We start from the raw sequence: 21,718 nt of genomic DNA, 5'->3' as shown, positions 1-21,718 counted from the left end.
GAGGCGGAGCAGGCTGCCGCCAAGGATGAGGCGGAGAAGGAGAAGGCCGAAGCCAAGGCCGAGCAGGAACGCGAGAAGGCGGAGGCCGAGGCGGAGCAGGCTGCCGCCAAGGATGAGGCGGAGAAGGAGAAGGCCGAAGCCAAGGCCGAGCAGGAACGCGAGAAGGCGGAGGCCGAGGCGGAACAGGCTGCCGCCAAGGATGAGGCCGAGAAGGAGAAGGCCGAGGCCAAGGCGGAGCAGGAACGCGAGAAGAACGAAGCCAAGCAGGCGGCAGCCGAGCAGCAGGCGATCGTCCTCGCGCAGAACCAGAAGGCGCAGGACGAGGCGACGAAGGAACGGGAACGGGCCGCGGCCCAGGCCGAAGCCGATCGCGCCGAGGCCAAGGCCGAGCAGGAGGCCGCGAAGGCGGAGGCCGCTGCCGAGAAGGAAGCCGCCGAGCAGGAGCAGGCTCGGGCGCGGGCCGAGGCGGAGCGTGAGCAGGACGCGGCCAAGGCGGAGGCCGAGAAGGAGAAGGCGGCGGCGAAGGCCGAGCAGGAGGCCGCGAAGGCCGAAGCCGAGCGTGAGCAGGAGGCCGCGAAGGCGGAGGCTGTCGCGGAGAAGGAAGCCGCCAGGCAGGAGCAGGCTCGGGCGCGGGCCGACGCGGAAGGTGAGCAGGAGGCCGCGAAGGCGGAGGCTGTCGCGGAGAAGGAAGCCGCCAGGCAGGAGCAGGCTCGGGTGCAGGCCGACGCGGAAGGTGAGCAGGAGGCCGCGAAGGCGGAGGCCGCTGCCGAGAAGGAGAAGGCGGCGGCGAAGGCCGAGCAGGAGGCCGCGAAGGCCGAAGCCGAGCGTGAGCAGGAGGCTGCGAAGGCGGAGGCTGTCGCGGAGAAGGAAGCCGCCAGGCAGGAGCAGGCCCGGGTGCAGGCCGACGCGGAGCGTGAGCAGGAGGCCGCGAGGGACCGGGCCGGTGCCGAGAGGGAGGCGGCCGAGCAGGAGCAGGCCGACGCGCGGTCCAGGGCGGAGGCCCAGCAGGAGGAAGCCCGCCGCGAGGCCCTCCAGGAGAAGCAACAGGCCAGGCTGGAGGCCCAGAACGCCAAGGCCGACGCACAGACCGACTACGAACAGCAGAAGGCCGAGGCCCGCGCCGAGCGTGACGCCGCCCTCCAGGACGCCGACCGCCAGGAGGCGGCGGCGCGACAGGAGTACGAGCAGGAGAAGGCCGAAGCCCAGGAACAGCGGGACCAGGCGCGGCAGGACGCCGAGCAGGAACGGGCTCAGGCACGCCAGGACTACGAGCGTGAGATCGCCGCCGGCGCCGAGGAGAACGAGGCCCGCGAGGAGTACGACCGGCGGGTCGCGGAGATCGACGCCGCCGAACGGGAAGCCCTCGAACGGGCGGACGCCGCCGAGGCCGAGGCCAGGAACGAGTACGACCGGGCGAAGGCCGACGCCCAGGCGGAACGCGAGGAGGCGCGCACCGAGGCCGAGCAGGCGCGCAAGGACGCCAAGGCCGAGTACGACCAGCGGATGGGCGACATCCAGGCCGAGTACGACAGGATCAACGCCGACGAGAAGGACATCGACGAGCAGATCCGCCGGCGTATCGCCGACCTCCCCGAGCCCCCCGACCTCTCCGCCTACGACCAGGGGGCCTCAACGGGCTCAGCCGGCTCGGCGGGCTCGGCGGGCTCCGTGTATTCCTCCGCGTTCGACGACAACCTCTACAACCAGGACGACCTCGCCTCGGCGCTCGGGCGTCCGCAGGCCGGCGACGCATCGGAGGGTTCCTCCGCCGGCGGCGCCGGCACCGGCACGGGAGCGGGCTCGCCGGGGATGTACCCGCCGATGGCGCGTGGTGCGGGCGGCGAGGCCGGCGGCAACAGCGGCGAGCGCACCAGGACCGTCATCGAGCCCACGGTCGGCCGCTCCGGCCGGACGGCCGCCACCACGCCGACCGTCGACGACGAGGAGCACCGCGTCGTCCCCAGGTCCACGCAGACCAGCAGCAGCACGCCCTTCATGCCGCCGATGGGGCCCATGGGCGGGGCGGGCGAGGGAAGGCCGCAGACGGAGAGCGGGGACAGGGAACGGACGACGTGGCTGGCCGAGGACGAGGACGTCTGGGGCACCGACGAGGGCGGCGCGCCGCAGGCCCTGGGACGTTGAGGAGAAGGGGACCGGGATGAGTCAGCCGATGGAGGACCGAGTGGCCCAGGCGATGGCCCACCTCAAGGCGGCGGAGCAGGCCGCGGCCTCGGCACGCGCCGAGCTGGACGCGGCGTCCGTCACCGCGCGTTCGGCGGACCGGTCGGTGCGGGTCTCCGTCGGCGCGAAGGGCGAGTTGACCAGCCTGGAGTTCCTCGACGGCAAGTACCGGACCATGGCCGCCGCCCAGCTCTCCGCGGCGGTGCTGGAGGCCGCGAACACGGCGCGGGCCGAGATGGCCCGCCGGGTCGTCGCCACGCTCGACCCGCTCACCAGGATGACCGCGCGCGGCGCCGCCCCGCAACGCATGGGCGTCGACTGGGAGTCCCTCTTCGGCTCGCTGCTCAGCGAGACCTCCGTGACGAAGGGGCCCACGGCGATGAGCAGGCTCCGCGACGAGATCGTCGAGGACGACGAGGAACCCGCGGCCCCGCCCGGGGCGGCCCGCGGCACGGACGACCGACGACAGGGACGGCAGGAGGGCGCGTAACCATGGCCGGTAACTATTCCGCCGACATCCAGGCGATTCTGCAGGGTTCCAGGTACCTCGCCGACGCCGTGCGCTACGGCGACGAGATGCTGCCCCGGTTCGAGAGCGGGAACGCCGCCTACGCGGGCTGGTGGGGCGAGGAGGGCGGCGACGACGAGTTCGCCAACGCGGTCGGCGACCAGGTCCGGCGGGAGCAGCAGCAGGTGGCGGACACGGTCCTGGCCATCACCAGTGGGTTCATGGCGCTGGTCGACGCGGTCGCCGCGGAGGCCGACCATGTGCAGCGACCGCAGACCCAGGCCCTGGAAGACATCGAGGCACAGGGCTCGGAGAGCGAGAACAGGCGCTGAATGGCCATCATGTTCCCGCCCGGCCTGCGGGAGTTCATCGAGGTCTGGGTGGGCGCGAACGTCGCCACCGGCAACGAGGACCTGGGCTTCGACAGCCGTAACCCCTACAAGCGGCTGGCCGACGACGTCAGGGACCTGTCCGACGCGATGAAGGGAGCGATCTCCACCGCCGGGAACTCGCTCCCGCCGCGGATCGCCGACGAGTTCGTCGCCGCGATGAGGCTCTTCGTCGACGACAACGGCCAGAACCATCTCCAGAAGTTCTCCGACGAACTCCGGGACCTGGGCGCGCAGCAGGTGGACCGCTCCATCAAGCTGTCCGAGGCGAAGTACCAGATCCTCCTCGAGTTCATCCTGATGAACATCGAACTGGCGCTGATCGCCGCGCTGGCCGTCTTCACCGGCGGTACGTCGCTCACCGAGATCGCCATCCAGAAGGCACGCACCGCGCTCACCATCCTGCTGCTGCTCCAGCGGCTGGGACGCGCCGTCCCCACGCCGCTGTCGGTGCTGCTGGAGGCGATCCAGGAGGCGTTCGTCACGTTCGCCTCGCAGCTGATCTCCATGACCGCGCCGGACGACCCGGAGCGCCGGCGCGACAAGTTCGACTGGAAGGACATCGGCCAGTCGGCGGTCGCCGGCGCCTTCGCGGGACTCTTCGGGGGCGTCTTCGGAGAGGTCGGCGGAAAGTTCATCAACAAGTACTTCAAGAACAACCATTTCTGGAAGGAAGCCTCCGAGCTCCCGTTCACCTTCGTCAACGAGGGGCAGGCGGAAACCTTCGCCGAGGCCTTCACCAGCCTCGTCTTCCTGGGCACGTTCACCCTCAACCCCGGCACGTTCCTGAGCGCCGGCCTCAGCGGCCTCGTCTTCGAAGCGGCCTCCACGGGTGCGGAGTACGGCGGGAAATGGCTGAACAACAAGTTCTTCCAGAACCTCGACTTCGGCCCCGACGACATCAACGACCTGCCGGGCGGCGGCCATCGGCACGATGACCGGAACGGGAGCGAGAACCGGTACGAGTACGAGAACCGGTACGACGGCACGTACGACGGCGGCAGCGCGTACCGGGACGACACCTACGGCGACACGTACAGCGATACGTACGGCGACGACGCCGACTCCTACGTCAGCGACACCAGCGACACCAGTGACACCAGTGACATCAGCGGCACCGCGTCCGTCTTCAGCGACACCACCGACGTCTCGTCCGTCTCCTCCCTTTCGTCCTTTCCGTCCCTCCCGGACTACGACACGGTCCACGGCGTCGACAACAACGTCAACGCGTACGGAGCGCCCGGGGCGACGGACGCGGGCAAGCCGTCGTACCACCCCCCTTCCTCGAACGCGTACGAGGACGCCTACCGGGACTCCCTCGTGGACGACCCGGACACCGACACCGTCTTCTCCACCCTCAACCCGTCGGTGACCAGGAGCCCGGGGACCGACTGGTCCGCCGGCACGGACGGCGCACCACCGGTGAACAGGCCCGCCACCGTCGGCTCCTCCGTCCCGGAGCCGCTCCCGACCCGGACGGGCGGCAGCGGCGACTTCACACCGGACGGGACCGAGCGACAGCGGTCGACGGACGACGACACGACCCGGTTCACTCCCGAGGAGCGGCAGCAGCAACAGCAGAACCCACGGGCGCCCCTCGCGACCTCCACCGCGCCCGCCCCGTCGACCACCACGTCCCCGGTCCACGCCACGCCGAACGCCACCCCGCAGCCGCGGTCCCAGACCGCCGCGCCCGGCGACCCGGCGGTCACCGCCGAGCCGTCGGCCTCGGACACGGTCGCCCCGGACGACGCCCGTACCCCCGCGCCCGAGGAGTCCGGGCGGACCAGCCCGTCCTCCGCGGTGCCGAAGGCCGAGACCCGGACCACGTCCGACGTCCCGCAGCCCTACCGGCCCGTGCGGACCGAGTCCGAGGAACTGCCGGCCACCACCGGCTCCACGGCGGAGCCCACCCCGGTCGCCTCCCGCGAGGTGCCGCACACCCAGCCCGTCACCGTCGACGAGACGCCGCTCAGCTCCCGGGCACCGGCCGAGAGCCCGACCGGGGAGTCCTCCGGGCCCGGTTCCCCGGACTCGGTCGACATGATCATGGACTGGGAGGACGACCAGGACGCGTCCGAACCCGAACCCGAGTCTGATTCCGGGCCCGAGCCGGACCCGGCCACCGAGGCACTGCACGACCGGCTGCTGACGGACGTGTTCGGCCCCGGAATCGCGACGAACCCCCTCCACCCCGCCCTCCGGGAGACCCTCGCGCACCTCGACCAGCTCCGGCAGACCGTCCCCGCGCTCCGCGACGGCCCGCTCGACCTGGACAGCGTGACTCGTCAGGTGCTGCTCCTGGACCCCGCCGACCCGGTGACCGACGCGCAGCGCAGCGAGCTGTTCCGGGTGGCGATGGACCCGGCGGTGCAGTCCGCGGGCAGCCTGGCCGCCCTGTCCGCCTTCCACCTCGACCTCCGTGGCGCACTGTCCCTCACCCAGGCGCTGACCGCCGACGACGGCGGCGTGTGGGGCCGCAACTGGACGAACACCACGATGCCCGGCCTCGACCTCACCGAGGTGGGGAAGGTCGCCCGGCAGCCCGACGGCACCCTGGGGCGCGGTGACGTCCAGCCCGCGCCCTGGCACCGGCCCGGTGAGCCGAAGCCGTACGTCGTGATGGCGGAGGGCGACCACGAACGGATCGTCGTACGCGGCTACGACGGCGCCCCGCGCCGGGTGCCCCTCGACGTGTTCGCCGAACTGCTGGCCCGCGACCCCCGGCTCGCCGGGCTCCCCCCACAGACACCCGTGGTGCTGCTCGTGCCCGAGGCCGGTTCTCGCGGCCTGGACCTCCCGCGCCAGGCGGCGGACCGGGTGGGCAGGGACGTCTGGTCGGCCAACGGCACGGTGAAGGTGTCCCCGCAGCCGGACCCGTCGCGACCGTACGTCGTCTCCCTGCTGTACGGGGAGGGGCTGCCGCGCGCCGACTGGATCCGCAGCACTCCCGGCCAGGTGCTCGACCCGGCGGAGTACGAGAACGCCCCCGCCTGGGAACGCGAGGTGCGGTCGCACAGCGTCGTCACCGACGGGGGCGCCACCATCGGCAGAGGCGTGTTCGAGGACTCCGAGGCTCCGCGCCGGATCGCGGCGCTGAAGCTCGCGACGGAGTCGTCGGAGCTGTGGCACTACAACCCGGCCAGTGGGGAGTCCGCCAAGGACGACGACCCCGTTCCGTTCGCCGGCAAGCCGGTGTACGTCTTCGGCGCCCACGCCCGTCCCGGCGCGACGCGGGTGCCGACCACGAGGGACCCGGCCCACCACTCCCGGCAGCGGGAGACCGGCGGGATGCTCAAGCGGCGTCCGAGCCTGGCGCAGCTCCCGAAGGACCACGCCGTGCTGATGGAGGCGTGCTCGAGCGCGAAGCCGCCGGGTGTGGTGCGCACCCGCAGGGGCATCGACGACACGTTCGTCCCCGACCCGCTGGCGGCCGTCAGCGAGAGCCAGCACGTCGCCAACGAGACCGGCCGGACCACGTACGGCGGCACCCACATGGTCAGCTTCGCGACGCTGCCGGACGGGACGTTCGTGCACCGCCTCTACACGGACTCGCGGGGGCGGCGCGGGGCGTGGGTGGAGCACCGGCCGGAGCCCGCCGGCGACCTGCTCGACGACCGTGCCCGCGCGGCGGGCCTGCACACGGACCCCGCGCAGCCGGTCACGGACGCCGACCGCGAACGGGCGCTGCGGCTGGTCCGCGCGCTGCGGCTGGCCTTCGGCGCGGCGATCGAGGACGACAGCCGGTACGGCGATCTCCTCGCCGGGATCGGCGCGCTGGAGACCATGCGGGCGGCCGACCCGGCCCTGCGCGACCTCGGCCCGTTCTCCATGGACCTGTTCGAACGCGCGGCCCGTGCGAACCCGCGGGGTGCCCTGGGCCCCGACGCCCACCGTGACCTGCTCACCCGGGCCGTCGACGCCGTACGGAAGCAGCCGGGCACCGTGCTCTCCGACTTCGTCGCCCTGCCCCACGTGACCGCCGCGGCGCGGCGGCTGGGCGGTCTCCCGGGCCAGGACCTGGACACCGAGGCCGCCCGCGTCCTGCGTCTGGGCGACGGCCCGGCGGCCGTCGGGGACGCCGAGCGGGCCCGGCTGTTCTGGGCGACGGTCAAGGCGCTGGAATGGGAGAGCAGGACCCCCGACCCGGACGCCCTCACCGGCGGGGTCCTGCATCTGGACCTGCCGGACCCGTCCCGGCGGCCCGAGCTGCTCGACCTGGTCGCCCAGGCGGCGGCCGTAGGCGTCGACGTGGACAACCCGACCGAACTGGGCGCCTTCCACCTGGAGACGCTCGGCGCCCTCTCGCCCGGGACCCAGCTCCGCGACGCCAACGGCGCGCCGGTCGGCCGCCATTGGGCGCAGGCCCCGCCGGGCGCCACCATGGCGACCGACCGTGTCGTCGTGGCCGCGCCGAAGCCGGACGGCGGCTACCGGCCCGTGAGCCAGGAGCGACCGCCGTGGAGCGCGCCGGGCGGCCCCGCGGCCTACACGGTGTGGGCCGGGGGCGGCCGGGACCACCTGCTCATGAACCTGCCCGGGGGCTTCCGCGGCCGGGTCCCGTACGAGGAGGTCGCCGAGCTCCTGGCGCGGGACCCGGTGCTGAACACCCGCCCCGCGGACGGCACGGACATCGTCCTGGCGGTGTCGAAGGCGGCCCCGGCCATCGCCCCGGCCCCCGGAGCGTCCACCGGTCCGGCCATCGCCCCGGCCTCTGGAGCGTCCACCGGTCCGGCCATCGCCCCGGCCTCTGGAGCGTCCACCGGCCCGGCCACCTCCCCGCCCCCCGGAGCGTCCACCGGCCCGACCACCGCACCGACCACCGGCCCCACCCCGGACACCGACCCGCGCACCGTCATCAGTGCCGGGACCGGCCGGGCCGTATGGGCCTCCCGGGGCAGCGTGGCCCTGGCCGCCACCGGGCCGTCGCGGCCGTACGTCCCCACCCTGCTGCCCGGCGCGCCGGGCCGTCCGGCGGCCGCCGACTGGTCGGTCGTCCGGCCGAGCCCCAAGCCCGCGACGGACCCCGGCACGACGTTCGGGGCCGGCGCTCCGTCCGAGGAGCCGGACCGGACGGTGTCCCTCGTTCCGAAGCCCCCCGAGCCCGATCCGCCCTCCCCGGACCGCCCGCGCCTCGACCCCGCCATGGCGCCGCCCGCACGGGAACGCCGCGCCCCGGCCCGGTTCGCGGACGGCCGGCGGATGCCCGGCTACGTCGACGACCTCCAGTCGCTGCTGCCGTCCGGTCTGACCGCCGCCGAGCTCGAACAGCTCCTCGCCAGTCCCAGCACCTTCGGTCAGAGCACGGTCGTCCTGCGCGGCTTCGGCCAGGCCCTGGACGCCATCGGCCGCGAACTGGGGACGAGGCCGGACGCCCGGCCCGCGGACGGCACACAGCTGCTGGACGACATCCGCCAGACGCTCCGGGACAAGCCGAAGACGCTGGCGGACGGCGAGGGGCGCCCGTTCCCGTACGTCAACGCGGACGGCAAGGCCCGTGTCCTGTGGGTCCGAGCGCGTCACCACGGCAACTGGGCCCCGTTCGACGACGGCATCGGTGACGCGACGAAGATCGACAGCATGCACCGGGCCGCCGCGATCTTCGGGTTGACCAAGAACATGCAGGCCAACTCCCAGTACGGCCTCGGCGGGCCGATCGGTCCGGCGGGCACCGCGGCGTTCGGCGGCTTCGGCCGTCTCGCCCTGCGGTTCGGCTTCATCGACAAGGTCGGCTACACCCTGACCGACCAGCGCATGAACCAGATGGAGACCCGGACGCTGGACAAGTCGCGGGCGTACCTGGACGACATCCACTACGAGATACGCGTCACCGACTCCGCCGGGCGGGTCGTCACGGGCACCGACACCGACCCGGCCGCGCCCGCCCGGTTCGCCTTCGGCATCCGCAAGGGGCTCTCGGTGCGGCTGCCCGACAGCGTGACGAAGATGCCGGAGCCGGGCCGGATCCCCCGGACGATCGACCTGGACCGCAACTCCCAGTACCGCTTCGTCCGTACCGAGGGCTTCGGCCCCGTCGCGGCGATCCGAGACTGGGCGGCCGGACAGATCGGAGCGCTCCCCGGCAGCTCGGCCTACACCGAGCTGGACATCTTCTTCTCCGGCGACAGCTTCCAGCGGCACGGCGGCACGATGACGCGCGGCCGGATCACCACCCCGCCGCTGTTCGCCGACGACAAGAGGAAGTCACCACTGGGCGTCTTCGTGGTGGAGGAACTGATACCGCGGACGGCGGTGCTCGTCGGCGAGACCGACCAGGCCGAGATGCGGGACATCAACACCTCGACGGTCCGCAGCGAGCGGAGCCGGGCACAGGGCAGAAGCCTGCTGCTGCAAGCCGTCGCCGGCCCCGCCTTCAACTTCCACGATCCGGGCACGGCCCCCTTCGACCTGCGGCTCCAGTTCGGGCCGACCGCCCAGTACTCGTACGCGAAGACCTGGTCGGTCGGACTCGGCGCGGCCGGCACCCTCAAGTCGGCCGGACAGGTGAAGGGCCCCAGGACCGCGCTCTACCTGGTCGTGAAGTCGGTGCGGGTCCGGCGGGCCGGTGACAACGCACCGCCGACGCGCTTCCTCACCTGGAGCCTGGACCGCATGACCAGCTCCGAGGCACGGCGGCTGGCCGGATGGGACGACGGGACGTCACTCGCCCTGCGCAACGGCGCGGCCCCGCCGTACGTCCCGGCCTACCTGACCGTGGACCGCCCGCGCACCCTGGGCATGCACCGGGTGAAGGAGTTCACCTTCGACGACGGCCTGCGCACCCGTGTCACACCGGACGCGGCGGACGGCGTCGGCCGCACCCTGCTGGACGCCTTCGCCGACGGCGTGGTGGACGCCATCTCGAATCTGCGCCAAGGACTGGTGGTGCCCCTCGACCAGCTGCTGCCGCCGAACCTGCCGAAGGGCTGGCGCACTCGCTTCAACGACCTGCTGGGGCGCAAGCCCGACCAGGTTCTCCAGGCGGCCCAGAGCCTGCCCATGCCGCCCCGGTGGACCGATCCCGTCAAGTACCGGATCGCGCTCCAGAACACCCTGCAGGTCCTCGGCGTGCTGTCCCAGCAGAACGTCACCGCGAACCTGGAGGCGCTGACCACGATCGGTCTGCCGATCAGACTCACGGACCCCGACTCCGTCGGACAGACCCACTACACCGTCCGGGTGCACGGGGCGCTGACCGGGCGGCGGTACGAGGGCAAGGACGCCGACGAGGGAATGCGCTTCAGCGCCCAGGGCGTCGACCGGCTCGACGGCCAGAGCAGCGCGAAACGAGGTGTCGACCTGGGCTTCGAGGGCACCTTCTCGGGCCGCGACAACACCGTCGACGGCCTCGCGGGCCTGCCCCGGAACACACTCGGGCTGACCCTGGGCGCCCGCCGGGGATGGCAGTGGGAGGCGGAGACCGCCTTCGGGTCGACGGTCACCAACGAACCGATGTCGGTGAGCAACCAGCCCACCCACCTGTACCGCTACGACCTGTCCCTCACCGCGACCATGGGCGGCTACTGGCGGCCCCGCGGCCTGATCCGCGGCCTCGGCCTCGGACTGCCGGGACTGCTGGTCCTGGACGAGCCGGTCAACGTGCTCTTCGGCCGGACGGAGCCGGGCCGGCCGCGGGGCGTGGGCGGCGGTCCCCTGACCGGACAGGTGCTCATCGGCGTCCCCGTCCAGCACACGCCCGAGGCGGACCCGTACGCGGACGGGGCGCTCAACCCGTACCTGTCCGACGAGCCCGCCCCCACGGCCATGCCCACCGAGCGGGCCCTCGCCCTGGCGAAGGGCGACCTCGTGCTGCCCGCCGGCACCGGCACGGAACAGCCGGCCGGACGGCTCGCCGACCGCGGGACCCCGCAGTTCAAGGAGTTCCAGCAACACCCGTTCGTCATCGTGAACATGGTGCTGTCACCCACGCTGACCACGGAGGTGGACCGGGTCCTGCGGACGGCGTCGGGCAGCGCCTGGCAACTGGTGAAGGAGGGCGCCCCCACCCGGGACGCGATCGTCCGCACCTTCACGCCCCAGTACCTGGCGTCGAGCTTCGACCAGAGTTCGGGGCCGCTGGGCCTGGTGGGCAGCGGCCTGCTGGGCAAGGGCCCGTACGGCGAGCTGTGGGGAACCTTCAGGTACGCGACGACGGTCGGGAACCTGCGCGCCCTCACACCGTCGATGTCCATGGACACCGAGATGACGCTCGGCGGCACCCGTCAGGCGGCCGGCAAGACCAGCAACAGCACCGGCTTCGTCTTCGGCGGCCAACTGGTCTACTCCGTCGCCCAGAATCCGGGACACGGCCTCATGGGCGCGTACGGAATCGTCGCCAACCCCCTCTCGACGTCCCACGCGCACAGCCTCAGCGTCGTCCGCACGGTCGTCGCGGACATGAACCGCAAGGGCTTCACCCACCAGGTGCTGGTCGCCGGCGACGTGCGGCACTGGTTCGCGCTGCTCTCCAGCCGGCTGGGCACCGGCCGCATCGGAACGGCCGCGGCGGCCGGCGCCCTCGTGCCGAGCTCCCTCGCCGGAGCGGCGGGCACGGCACTGACCAGCCCGGGCGGTCTGCTGGGGCACCTGCCGGAGAAGAGCGCCCACCGGATGGGGCTGATCGACGACGGCATGGGCGACGTCCCCCGCTACACCGGCCAGGTCTGGACGCCGCAGCCCTGGATGCGCGGCGCCGCCTTCGGCACGTACGCGGTGAACGCGCTGGACCCCACGGACGTACTGCTCGCCTTCGACAAGCGGATCCGGGAACTGGGGCTCGACGACGAGAGCCGGGAACGGGTCCGGCAGCTGGTCACGGGCCGCGCCACACGGGCGCTCAAGGGGGAGATGACGACCACCGGTCCGTCGACACCGGTCACCGCCGGAGGCTGGGGCTGGGACAGCGTCCGGATCGGCAGCCGGCGGGTGCGGGCACGGGTCGAACTGATCCCCGGAACGCCCGTGTTCGACGGACTCGACCACAGCGCGGAGCTGGAGGAGAACCGGCGGGCCATCGAGACCGCCCAGCGGAACTCGGAGTCCTCGTCCGGCGCGGACCTGGGCCTCCTGACCAGCCAGATGGTGTACACCGGCAACACCCACGTCCCGGCCGCCGGACCCACGTACACCGAGGGCGGCTCGAACCGGAAGAGCGTCGCGTCGAGTCACACGGTCACCACCGTCACGATCTACCGGGCGGCGTCCACCGAACCCCACGCGGAGATCGTCACCCCGTACCGGATGCGCATCACCCTGGAGGCCGACGACACCCCCAACACCGGCGCGCCGGCCGGCCCGGCGCCGACGGAGGCGAAGCCCACGGCCCTCGACCGCTTCCGGGGCCGGCTGCGCATCGTCGAGGAGGACGACGTCGGCGCGCTGCGCGAGCACGTGCCGCTCAGCCTGATGGAGCCGGCGCGGACGGAGACGGAGGGGACCGGCACCTCCGCGGCCGCCGCCCGGCTGCTGCCCGCGCCCGACCCGGCGGCCGACCCCGCCCTGGCCGGCCCGCCCCGGCCGGTGCCGCTTCCCGGAGCGGGTGAGGGACCGACGGTCCGGGACGGGGACGGCGTCACCCGGCCGTTCACCTTCCCCGAGAACGGCATGCACCCGCGCGGCATCATCGGCATCGAGAACATCCGCATGGCCGGCGACCTCCTCCTCGCCAAGGCGTACGACGCCGGCTTCTCCCTCCGGTCCCTGGAGGCCGAGGACGGTCCCGACGCCTCCACCCTCACCGAACTCCTGCGCAGGACCAGGGAGACCGGACTGACCCGCCTCGGCACCGGCTCGGCGCAGGCGCTGGAGGACGGCACCAGCTCCACGGCGCTCACGGCGTTCTTCCCGCGCACCACCGAACCGGACGGCTACCAGGTGGCGGGACTGACCGAGAAGTCCCTCGTGGGCACCGACACCGGACGGCTGACGCTGCGCTCGGCGCCCGACTTCAGCCGCGCGCTGCTGCTGACGGTCGCCGACGGCAAGAAGCTGGAGGTGCTCAGACGGTACGGGGAGAACGCCGGCACGTCGTCGTCCGTCGAGCACAGCCAGTCCGCGAGCCTCGGCGGCGGCTTCCTGTACGACTCTGCCCACAACGCCGGCCTCAACCAGATCGGAGCCTCCGGCCCCGGCCCCAACGACCTCGACGGCGACGGAATGCCCGTCGGGGACGACCACCTGACCTCGCGCAACCTCAAGCCCCGGACCGGCCGGTCCTTCCTGTTCGCCGTCCCGGCCACCTGGACCGGCGTCGGCGACGTGCACCGCGGCATCGTGGACTCGAAGCTCGCGAACCACCTGCGGGGCACCTTCGGCAGGGCCAGGCCGGGCCCGCAGGCGATGGAGTCCGAGGCGTACGTCGTCACCTGGATCCGGGAGGACATCGCCCGGGACCTGCGGATCATCACCGACGCGAACTTCCCCGAGAGCGTCTCGAACGCGTGGGACGCGGTCGACAGCGCGAGCAAGGCGTGGGTCGACGCGGACAAGGCCTACTGGAAGAAACGGCGAGCCTCCGCCGGGCTGCGCGCGGACCTCGACGCCGCGCAGGCCGCACTCGACGAGGCCGCCGGGACCGCCCGCGCGGCGGCCCGCCCGGTCGGCCTCGCCCGGACGGGGGCCGAGGACGCGGACAACGCCCTGACCCGGGCCGAGGCCGACGCGCGCCGGGACCACGGCGACGCGGACGCGGCCGTGGCCGCCGCACAGGCCGAGGCCGACGCCTTCGCCGGGGACGAGTACGCCGCACCCGAGCACGACGGCTGGGCGGAACTCCTGCGCACCGAACAGGACGCCGCTCTGGCCCGCCTCGCCGACGCGGAAGAGACCGCCGGGCACCTGCGGAAGGCGGCCGGTCTGCGGCTGGAGACCGCGCGTACCGAGAAGACGGCGGCCGACGGGCGGCTCGACGCGGCCCTGCTGTCCGCGAGAGGGCCCGGCCGGGCCCTCGACGAGGCCACCGCCCGCCGGGACACGGCACGCGACGCCTTCGATACCCGGCGCGCCGAGCTGGCCGCCCTCAGGGACACGGCGGAGCAGGCCGCGGCGGAATACCACCGGGTACGGGCCGGGGCGGACCAGCTCACCCGCTGGCACCGGCTCGCGGCCACCGCGGAGGGCCGCCAGGAGCTGGACGGTCTCGCCGAGCCGCCCGAGGTGACCTACCAGGCCCCGCCCAAGGCGCCCGAGCCCGAGCGCCCGGCCCCGCCCCGCTACACCAGGACCGGTACCGGACCGGACACCGTCCTCACGTCACCCACGAACGAGACGTACACGCTCCACGACGTGCCGAGGGACGGTGACGCCTTCTTCCGCGCGCTCGCCCTCGGCCTCGAACGCGCCGCCCCGGGACTGCCGGCCGCGGAAGGCATCGACCTCGACGACCCACGGGCGATGACCGAGCTGCGCCGGAGGATGGCCTCCTGGCTCACCGACCACGCCGACGACGACCTGCTGGCCGCCGTCACCCCAGACCACACCGACGCCTTCAGCGCGGAGGAGATCGCCGCGGCGAACCTGGACCTCGCGGCGGGCACACCCGCCCGCCGTGAGTTCGACGCCCTCGGCGGCCTCGTCCCGCACGCCGTCGACCTGACTCCCGAGGTACGGGCCGAACTGGCGATCGCCCAGCTCCTCCGCCGGGGCGACGCCGCCTCCGAGGCCGGCTGGAACCACGCCGCGGCGGACCTGCTGCCGCTGCTCGCCGCACGGACCTTCGGCATACGCGTCACGGTGGTCGGGAGTGACGGCGCCTTCCAGGACTTCGCTCCCGGGGACCCGGCGGGCGTCGGCAGCCTCCAGGGACTCGTCGGCACGTCCGCACACTCCGGCGCACACGTGGTGCTGAGCCTCGACGACCGCCACTACCAACTGGCCCTGCCGACCGCCCGGACACCGCGGAAGGGCGCGGAGCCGCTGCCGACGGGCACGCAGTCGTCGCCGACGGGCACGCAGCCGCTGCCACCGGAGGCCTCCCAGCTCCCGGAGCCGGAGGCTCCCGAGCTCCCGGCGCCGGAGGCCGCTCAGTCCTCGGAGCCGAAGGCCCCCCAGCCCCCGGAGCCCAAGGACTCGCAGCCCCCGGAGCCCAAGGCGAAGGCCGGGCAGCCGAAGGCCCAGCCGCCGAACGTTCCGCTTCAAGGGGACGGCAAGGGAGCCTCCGAGCCGGAGAACGACAGCGGCCGGGCGAGGGGCCGCCGGGTGCCGGTGCCCGGCACGGGCGAGTGCCTCCTGTACTCCTTCATGGCCGGCGACCCCGTGCACATCCGCGGTCGCCTGGGTGGCCTCGCCGCCACCGACCGCGCCGCGTACGACCTGCTCGGGGACCCCGACGCCGTACGCGCCGAACTGCGCCGTCAGACCGCGCTCCGCGCCAGGACCGGCGAGCCACCGACCGGCCCCGCGCAGGCCGCGCTCCATGCCATGCGGTCCTACGCGGAGGACTACGTCGGCCGCAGCGCGGGACGGCTGCATCCGCAGATCGTCGGCCAGTTCCGGCAGACCGTCGCCGACGCCTTCGCCGCACGCGTCCAGGGAATGAACCGGGCCGAGATGCTCGCCCTCCTCGCCCACCACGGCGTGCGGCACGTCCCCGTCCCCGAGGCCCTCGACCCCGCCGACCTGCTGAGGCGGTACGTCGACGCCCGCGTGGCCGCGCAGCCCGCCGGCCCGGGCAGCTCCCCGCAGGACGCGCGGGCCGCCGTGGAAGCGGAGGCGGAGGACCTGAGCCCGCGCCGGATGTTCGAGCACCTCGAGCGGCACGGCCTGCTGCCGACGCCCGACGACCTCCACGACAGCGCACTGGGCCGTCTGCTCAGCACCGCCTACACACAGAGCGCCGCGCCGCTGGACGACACGGAACTGCCCACGCTCCTGGACGCCGTCGTCAACTGGGAGCAGCGCTGGGGCACGCCGGCGGGGGAGGTCTTCCTGCCCCTACTGGCGCACGCGTTCGACCTGCGGGTCGACGTGGTGCGGTCGCTCCCGTCGGGTGTCCGACGGGTCAGCGGCGCCGGGCCCGACAACGCCACGCGGCAGACGGAGGTCTACTACGACGGCAGCGGCCACTACGACGGCAGCGACGCGGGAGCCCGCGACCGGTTCGGCGACCCGGTCCTCCCGAAGCGGATCAAGGACGAGGAACGCGACCGGGACGGCGACGTACGGCTCAACCCCCTGTGGGTGCCGTTGGACGAGGTCGATCCGGACCTGCTGATCACCGGCAACCGGGACGCGGTGTGGCTGTACACGGTCACCGAGGACGGGCGGGTGATCCTCGGCACGGAGGACCTGAGCGGGGTCGTCACACCGGAGCAGTTCGACGCGCTGCTGGCGGGGATGCGGGAGAAGGACCCCGCTCTGACGGCCGAGTCGCTGCGCAGGACGCTGGACGGGCTGGGCCACACCGGCATCGCCGCCGGTTTCGCCGACGCCGGCGGGGGGACGGCCGGCCGGACGCTGCCCGGCCGCAGTCGGGTGTCCGGTGAGTTCCGCTGGAGCGCGAAGCTGCGTTCCTGGGTGGTGAACGACAAGTCGGGCCGTTACATGAGCGAGTCGGTCCGCCCGGACCTGAACGCCGCGGAAGCCGCCGACTGGCTGACCAACGTGGCGGGCCTGTTCAGCGCCAGGCTGGGCGTCGTCGTCCGGACCGACCAGGTGAAGACCGCCGCGACCGTCCCCGCACCCCCGCCTCCGCCCGAGCCCGCCCCCGAGCCGCCGAAGACACGGTCGATGGCACTGGGCCCCGAGGACCACGACCCGGTCCACCCGGCACCCCGGTCGGAGCCCGACGCCGAAGACGACCCGCTCGATGTCGGTGTCGGTGTCGACGCCGACGCCGAGACCGAGGCCGAGGACATGGCGGTGTCGGACGACGACGGACCCGCCGAGCCCGCCCCGACGCTGCCCCCGTCCCGGTCCCGGGTCGCCTTCGAACATCGCCACCGGGACGTCACCGATCCGGACCAGCGGCGGCAGCTCGCCGACCTGGCCGAGCAGATCGTGCTGTCCGGCCTGCGCGACCTCCGGGCCGGTCTCCGGCTCCCCGCGATCACGGTCACCGGTTACGGCAACGGCCCGCGCTTCGCCCTGTCCGGTGACGCCGTCGAGCACGCCGAGACGGTCGGCCGGCAGCGTGCGGACGCCGTGCGAGACCTCCTCCTCGACGAGATCCGGCGTCAGCTGGAGCTCAGCGAGCGGGCCGTGCGCAACGTCGCGGAAGTACGCGGCGGCACGGTACGGGCCGAGGACTTCCCGATCACCACGGAGAGCGGCGGCCGGGACATCGGCGCCGTCGGCCCGGTCGACGGCGCCACCGGGCGGGCGGCACGGCGACAGGCGGTCATCACGGTCGACCGTTCCCCCTTGTCCGAGGCGGCCGCCCGGCTGGCGGAACTGAGCCCGGAGGACTTCGGCCAGGCGGACTACTTCACCGGACCGGACCGGCTCGCCACGAACCTCCTGCACCTCGACGACAACCCCGAAGACGACCCCGACTCGGACAGCGACTCGGACAGCGACGCCGACAGCGACTCGGACGGTGAGTCCACGGACTCCGCCCCCGCACCGGTGCGCTTCGACGTCGACGACCTGTCGAACCGTGTACGCGCGCTGTACGAGCTGGTGGACGAGGCGATGGCAGCCGGCCGGGCGACCGGCCGGGCGGCGCTGACCGCGTACCACCTGGGCAGACGGGGCCTGCTGTCCGACGCCACCCGTCTGACCGCCCCGGACGGCACCCCGCTGGGCCGGAACTGGACGGGCCGGCCCGCCCGGGACACGGACGTCTCCTCGTACGACGTGGTGGACGGCGACGGCCGGGACCCCCAGCCGTCGCCGTGGACCCGACGGCCCGACGCTCCCGTCCCGTACGTGATCGGAACGAAGGACGGCGACCACACGAAGGTCAGGCTGGTCCTGCCGGACGGCAGCAAGCGGTGGTGGCTGTCGCCGGAGGAGTTCGCCGAACTGCTGGCGCTGGACGAGGAGCTGGCGGGCCGGGACGACACCGCCGAGGTGGTGCTCGTCTCGCCGAACGCCGGAGCCATGGGACTGGACCTGCCGCGCAGGGCCGCGGCCCGGACGCGCAGGACGCTGTGGTCGCACAGCGGCGAGGTCGCCCTGAAACCGCACCCCGACACCGGCCGGCACCGTATGGAGGTGACCGACGACCGTGCTCTCGACGACGAGTCGACGGGCGAGCCGATGGGCGAGCCGATGGGGGAGTGGATCGCCAGCGAGCCCGACGACCTGGGACCGGACGAGGGACGGCCGGAACCCGGGGAGGACATCCTGCGCACGATCGACGGGCGAACCCTCCGGGACGCGGACGTCAGGTCGGTCACGCTCACCGACGAGGGCCGGCCCGTCGGCCGTGCGGTGGTCAACGGCTCGGACCTGCTCCGGCGCGAACCGTGGCTCCAGGCACTGACCCGGTCGACGGAGTGGTCCGCCTACGACCCGGTCACCGGTGAGCCGGTCGGCAGTCCCCGGCCGGTGCCGTGGAAGGGCCGAAAGCCCTACTTCTTCGTGGTCCACGGCCTGCCGGGGCAGACCCTCATGGTCGAGAACATGTTCCAGAACAACGTTCCGGTCCGGGGTGCGGAAACCGGCGGCTACCTCCGACGGCGCCGCAGCGTGACCCGACTGGACCAGGACACCCCCATCGTGTTCCTGTCCTGCTGGGGCAGCGGACCGGAGGGGCACACCGCCGCCGACCTGAAGCGCAGCCGCCCGTTCGTCCCCGACCCGCTCGCCGTCTCGTCGGCCGCCCAGGACGTCTCCAACGTGACACGGCGCGACGTGTACGCCCCGAACAGGGAGCACTGGAGCCGCTACGCGAACGGGAAGCTGTACGACCACGGCATCGCCACCACCCCGGCCAACGACCCGGTGGACATGGTGAAGCTGCGCCCCGAACCGACCCCGGACGAACTCGACACCCTGGCCGCGCAGGCCGGCCTGGAGACGTCCCCGGACTTCACTCCGGCCATGGCCCGGGACACCGCACTGCGACTGGTCCGCGCCCTCCGGTCGACGTTCGGCACGGACGTGGAGCACGACAAGGACGACCCGGCCGGCACGTACCGCCGGCTGCTGCGCGGCATCGGCGCCCTGGAGGTCATGCGCCGCGGGGACGGCAACCTGCGGAAGTACGGGGAGCTGACGCTCGACCTGCTCGACCGGGTCACCCGAGCGCACCACGGCCTGACGACCGCCCCCGGCACCCGGCCCGCGCCGCCGGACCCCGACGACGTACGGACGACGCTGGAAGCCGCGTCGGCGCGCCTGGCCGCCGACCCGCGGTCCGCGCTGCCCGGCTTCGTCCCCCTGCCCTCCGTGGACCGGGCCCGCGACCTCCTCGGCCACCACGATCCGGACCGGTGGACCCGCCAGGTGCTGGGACTGCGCACGTCGGCGCCCGTCACCGCGACCGACCGGCAGCACGCGCTGTGGGCGACGGTCCAGGCCGTGGAGAGCGTGGAGAACCACCCCGACCCCGACGCCCTGACGACGAAGGCGCTCCACCTGCCCACCGGCGACAACCCGAGGGACGAGGCCCTGCGGGCGGACCTCCTCCTGCTGGCGGCCACGACGGCGGCCCTCGGCCGCGACGCCCACGACCCCACCGTGCTCGCCGCGTACGACCTCGAACGCCACGGCGCGCTCGACGACCGCACCCTCATCACGTCCGTGAACGGCACGAGCGCCGGCCGCAGCTGGACGGGGAAGCCCGCACCCGGCCGCCTCTGGGCGGACCGCTACGTGATCTCACCCGACGGCGGCCTGAGCGACAGCCGGGGGTCCCTGGCACCCTGGCACCGGAAGGGCGCCGGGAAGAACACCCATCCCGGGGGATACGTACTGGACATGAGCGGCACCAACCCGGGACAGGTCGACATGCCCTGGCCGGACGGCACCACCCGCCCGGTGCCCTACGAGGAGATCGCCGAACTGCTCTCCCACGATCCCGTCCTGGCACGGCTGGACCGGGACGTCACGGTCGTCCCCGTCGGGGCGGCGCCGGGGGACGCCGGCCTGGCCGGGGCGATCGCCGCCCGGACAGGCGCCGCCCGGACGGTGTGGCTGCCGACGAGGCCCCTCCGGCTCCTCGACCGGCGGCCGGCGGTGAACGAGACCCTCCTCGTGATCACCGCGCCCCAGGACGACACGGGAGCCCACTGGTCGCAGACCCGTCCGCCCGCGCCCGCACCCACGGCCCAGCCCTCCGGACCCGCCCCCGAGGTCATCACGGCCGGCGACGGCACCCCGCCCCAGGCGCCGCCGTCCGAGGACGCCCGGCGCCACTGGATCGCCGGCCAGGTGAGCGCGGAGGACCTGCCCGGCACCCCGCCGGGGTTCACCGGCGCCGAGATCGTCACCCTGGACGAACTGCGGGACGCCGGCATCGAGGTCACCCCCGGAATGGACGTCGAGGCGCAACTCGGTGGCGGGGTGCGGGGCAGCGGACTGGCGCCGCTCGACCAGGTGCGGCTGCTGCTGGCACGCCCCGGCCCGTGGCCGGACGCCCTCGACGCCGTAGCGGCCACCGTGTCGCGCCGGATCTGGCGCTCGGCGTTCACGGCCTTCGGAAGCGCGACCCCGGACCCGAACGCCGCCCGGGCGTGGGACACGGCACTCGGACTGGTACTGCCGGACGGCGAACCGGACTCCGTGCTCGCGGACTGGCGGTACGCCGGGGAGGCGTACCGCGACGCGGTGCGCCGGCTCGCCGTCCTCCTGGCGGCGGACGGAACGGACCCCAGGACGGCCGGGCGCCTCGCCGCCCGGCTGCGGGAGAGTCTCGGCCTGCCGCCCCTCGGGACCGGCGGTCCGGGGGACCGGTGGACGAAGCAGGCGGACGAGTGGAGAACAAGGTGGCAGTGAACGAGGCGAACGAGCGGAGCGCGGCGGCGATGCCCACGCCCCCCGCGGACATCGTCGGGGCCGCACGGCTCGCGCCGGAGCACTGGATCAGCATGATCGACCCCGGCTGGGACGGCGAGGGCCTGCCGCCCGACCGGGTCGTGGTCGGCCGCTGGCGCACGGGAACGACCGGCGAGATCGAGGAGTGGGAGGACAACGAGGCGTACCGCCCGTCCCCGGAATCGCTCGGCTGGCCCGAACCCACCGACGACGTCGACGCGGCGCTCCAGCTCGCCGTCACCGGTTACGGACCGGCCGACGACGTCCTGCGGGCTCTGGCCGCCGCCGAGGTGGCGGTGCTGACCCTGCCGGACGGTGCGCCCGTGACCGCCGCCGTGGCGGACGGCGGACTCGTGGTCCCGGTCTTCACCGCCTCCCCCCACCTCGACCGCGTCGGCGGCTTCGCCTTCGACGTCGTCACCGCCCCGGCCCTCCTGGACCGCCTGCCGCCCGGCCACGCGCTCTACGTCAACCCGGCCGGCCCAGCGGGTGGCGTGCTGGAGCCCGACCAGCTCAGGGCACGTCTCTCCCGGACACCCGATGACGCTCCCCACGAGCCCGCCCCGGGCCCGTCCCCTCGTACATGACCGGCATGCCCGCGCCGGTCTCCTCCGTCATTGCGACGACCTTGTCCAGGGACACCTGGTGCGAGCCGTCGCCGCGGGCCCTCGGCTCCGGTTGTCGCTTCCGGCACGGGCCGCGAGGTAGAAATTGAGCCATG

The 21,718-nt window shown here is 73.7% G+C and carries 4 protein-coding genes and 1 pseudogene; all 5 read left to right on the top strand.

Features of this window, described 5'->3' with window-relative positions:
• The coding region (locus ACZ7G3_RS26235; RefSeq protein WP_470928470.1) for a coiled-coil domain-containing protein at positions 1–2,142 on the top strand (2,142 nt) is incomplete at its 5' end.
• A 16-nt stretch (positions 2,143–2,158) separates the two neighbouring features.
• The gene (locus ACZ7G3_RS26230; RefSeq protein WP_426602002.1) at positions 2,159–2,671 is read left to right on the top strand and encodes a YbaB/EbfC family nucleoid-associated protein; all 513 of its coding nucleotides are present in this window, start codon (positions 2,159–2,161) and stop codon (positions 2,669–2,671) included.
• Between the two features lie 2 nt (positions 2,672–2,673).
• A complete protein-coding gene (locus tag ACZ7G3_RS26225) occupies positions 2,674–3,021 on the top strand; it encodes a hypothetical protein (protein ID WP_470928469.1) in 348 nt (115 codons plus the stop codon).
• Positions 3,022–20,958 carry a lonely Cys domain-containing protein gene (locus ACZ7G3_RS26220; RefSeq protein ID WP_470928468.1) on the top strand — a complete coding sequence of 5,979 codons (17,937 nt, stop codon included), beginning with the start codon at positions 3,022–3,024 and terminating at the stop codon, positions 20,956–20,958. It abuts the gene before it with no gap.
• Positions 20,959–20,987: 29 nt separating this feature from the next.
• Positions 20,988–21,506: pseudogene (locus ACZ7G3_RS26215) on the top strand (type VII secretion system-associated protein); the annotation flags it as partial.
• Positions 21,507–21,718: the final 212 nt, after the last annotated feature.

Source organism: Streptomyces sp. NPDC037271, assembly GCF_055603605.1.
The sequence above is the reverse complement of the archived record's forward strand: the minus strand, read 5'-3'. Positions and strand labels throughout refer to the sequence as shown.

Excerpts from the sequence above, each read along its gene's own strand:
- ACZ7G3_RS26230 (WP_426602002.1), top strand. The coding sequence starts at position 2,159 with ATGAGTCAGCCGATGGAGGACCGAGTGGCCCAGGCGATGGCCCACCTC.
- ACZ7G3_RS26225 (WP_470928469.1), top strand. The coding sequence starts at position 2,674 with ATGGCCGGTAACTATTCCGCCGACATCCAGGCGATTCTGCAGGGTTCC.
- ACZ7G3_RS26220 (WP_470928468.1), top strand. The coding sequence starts at position 3,022 with ATGGCCATCATGTTCCCGCCCGGCCTGCGGGAGTTCATCGAGGTCTGG.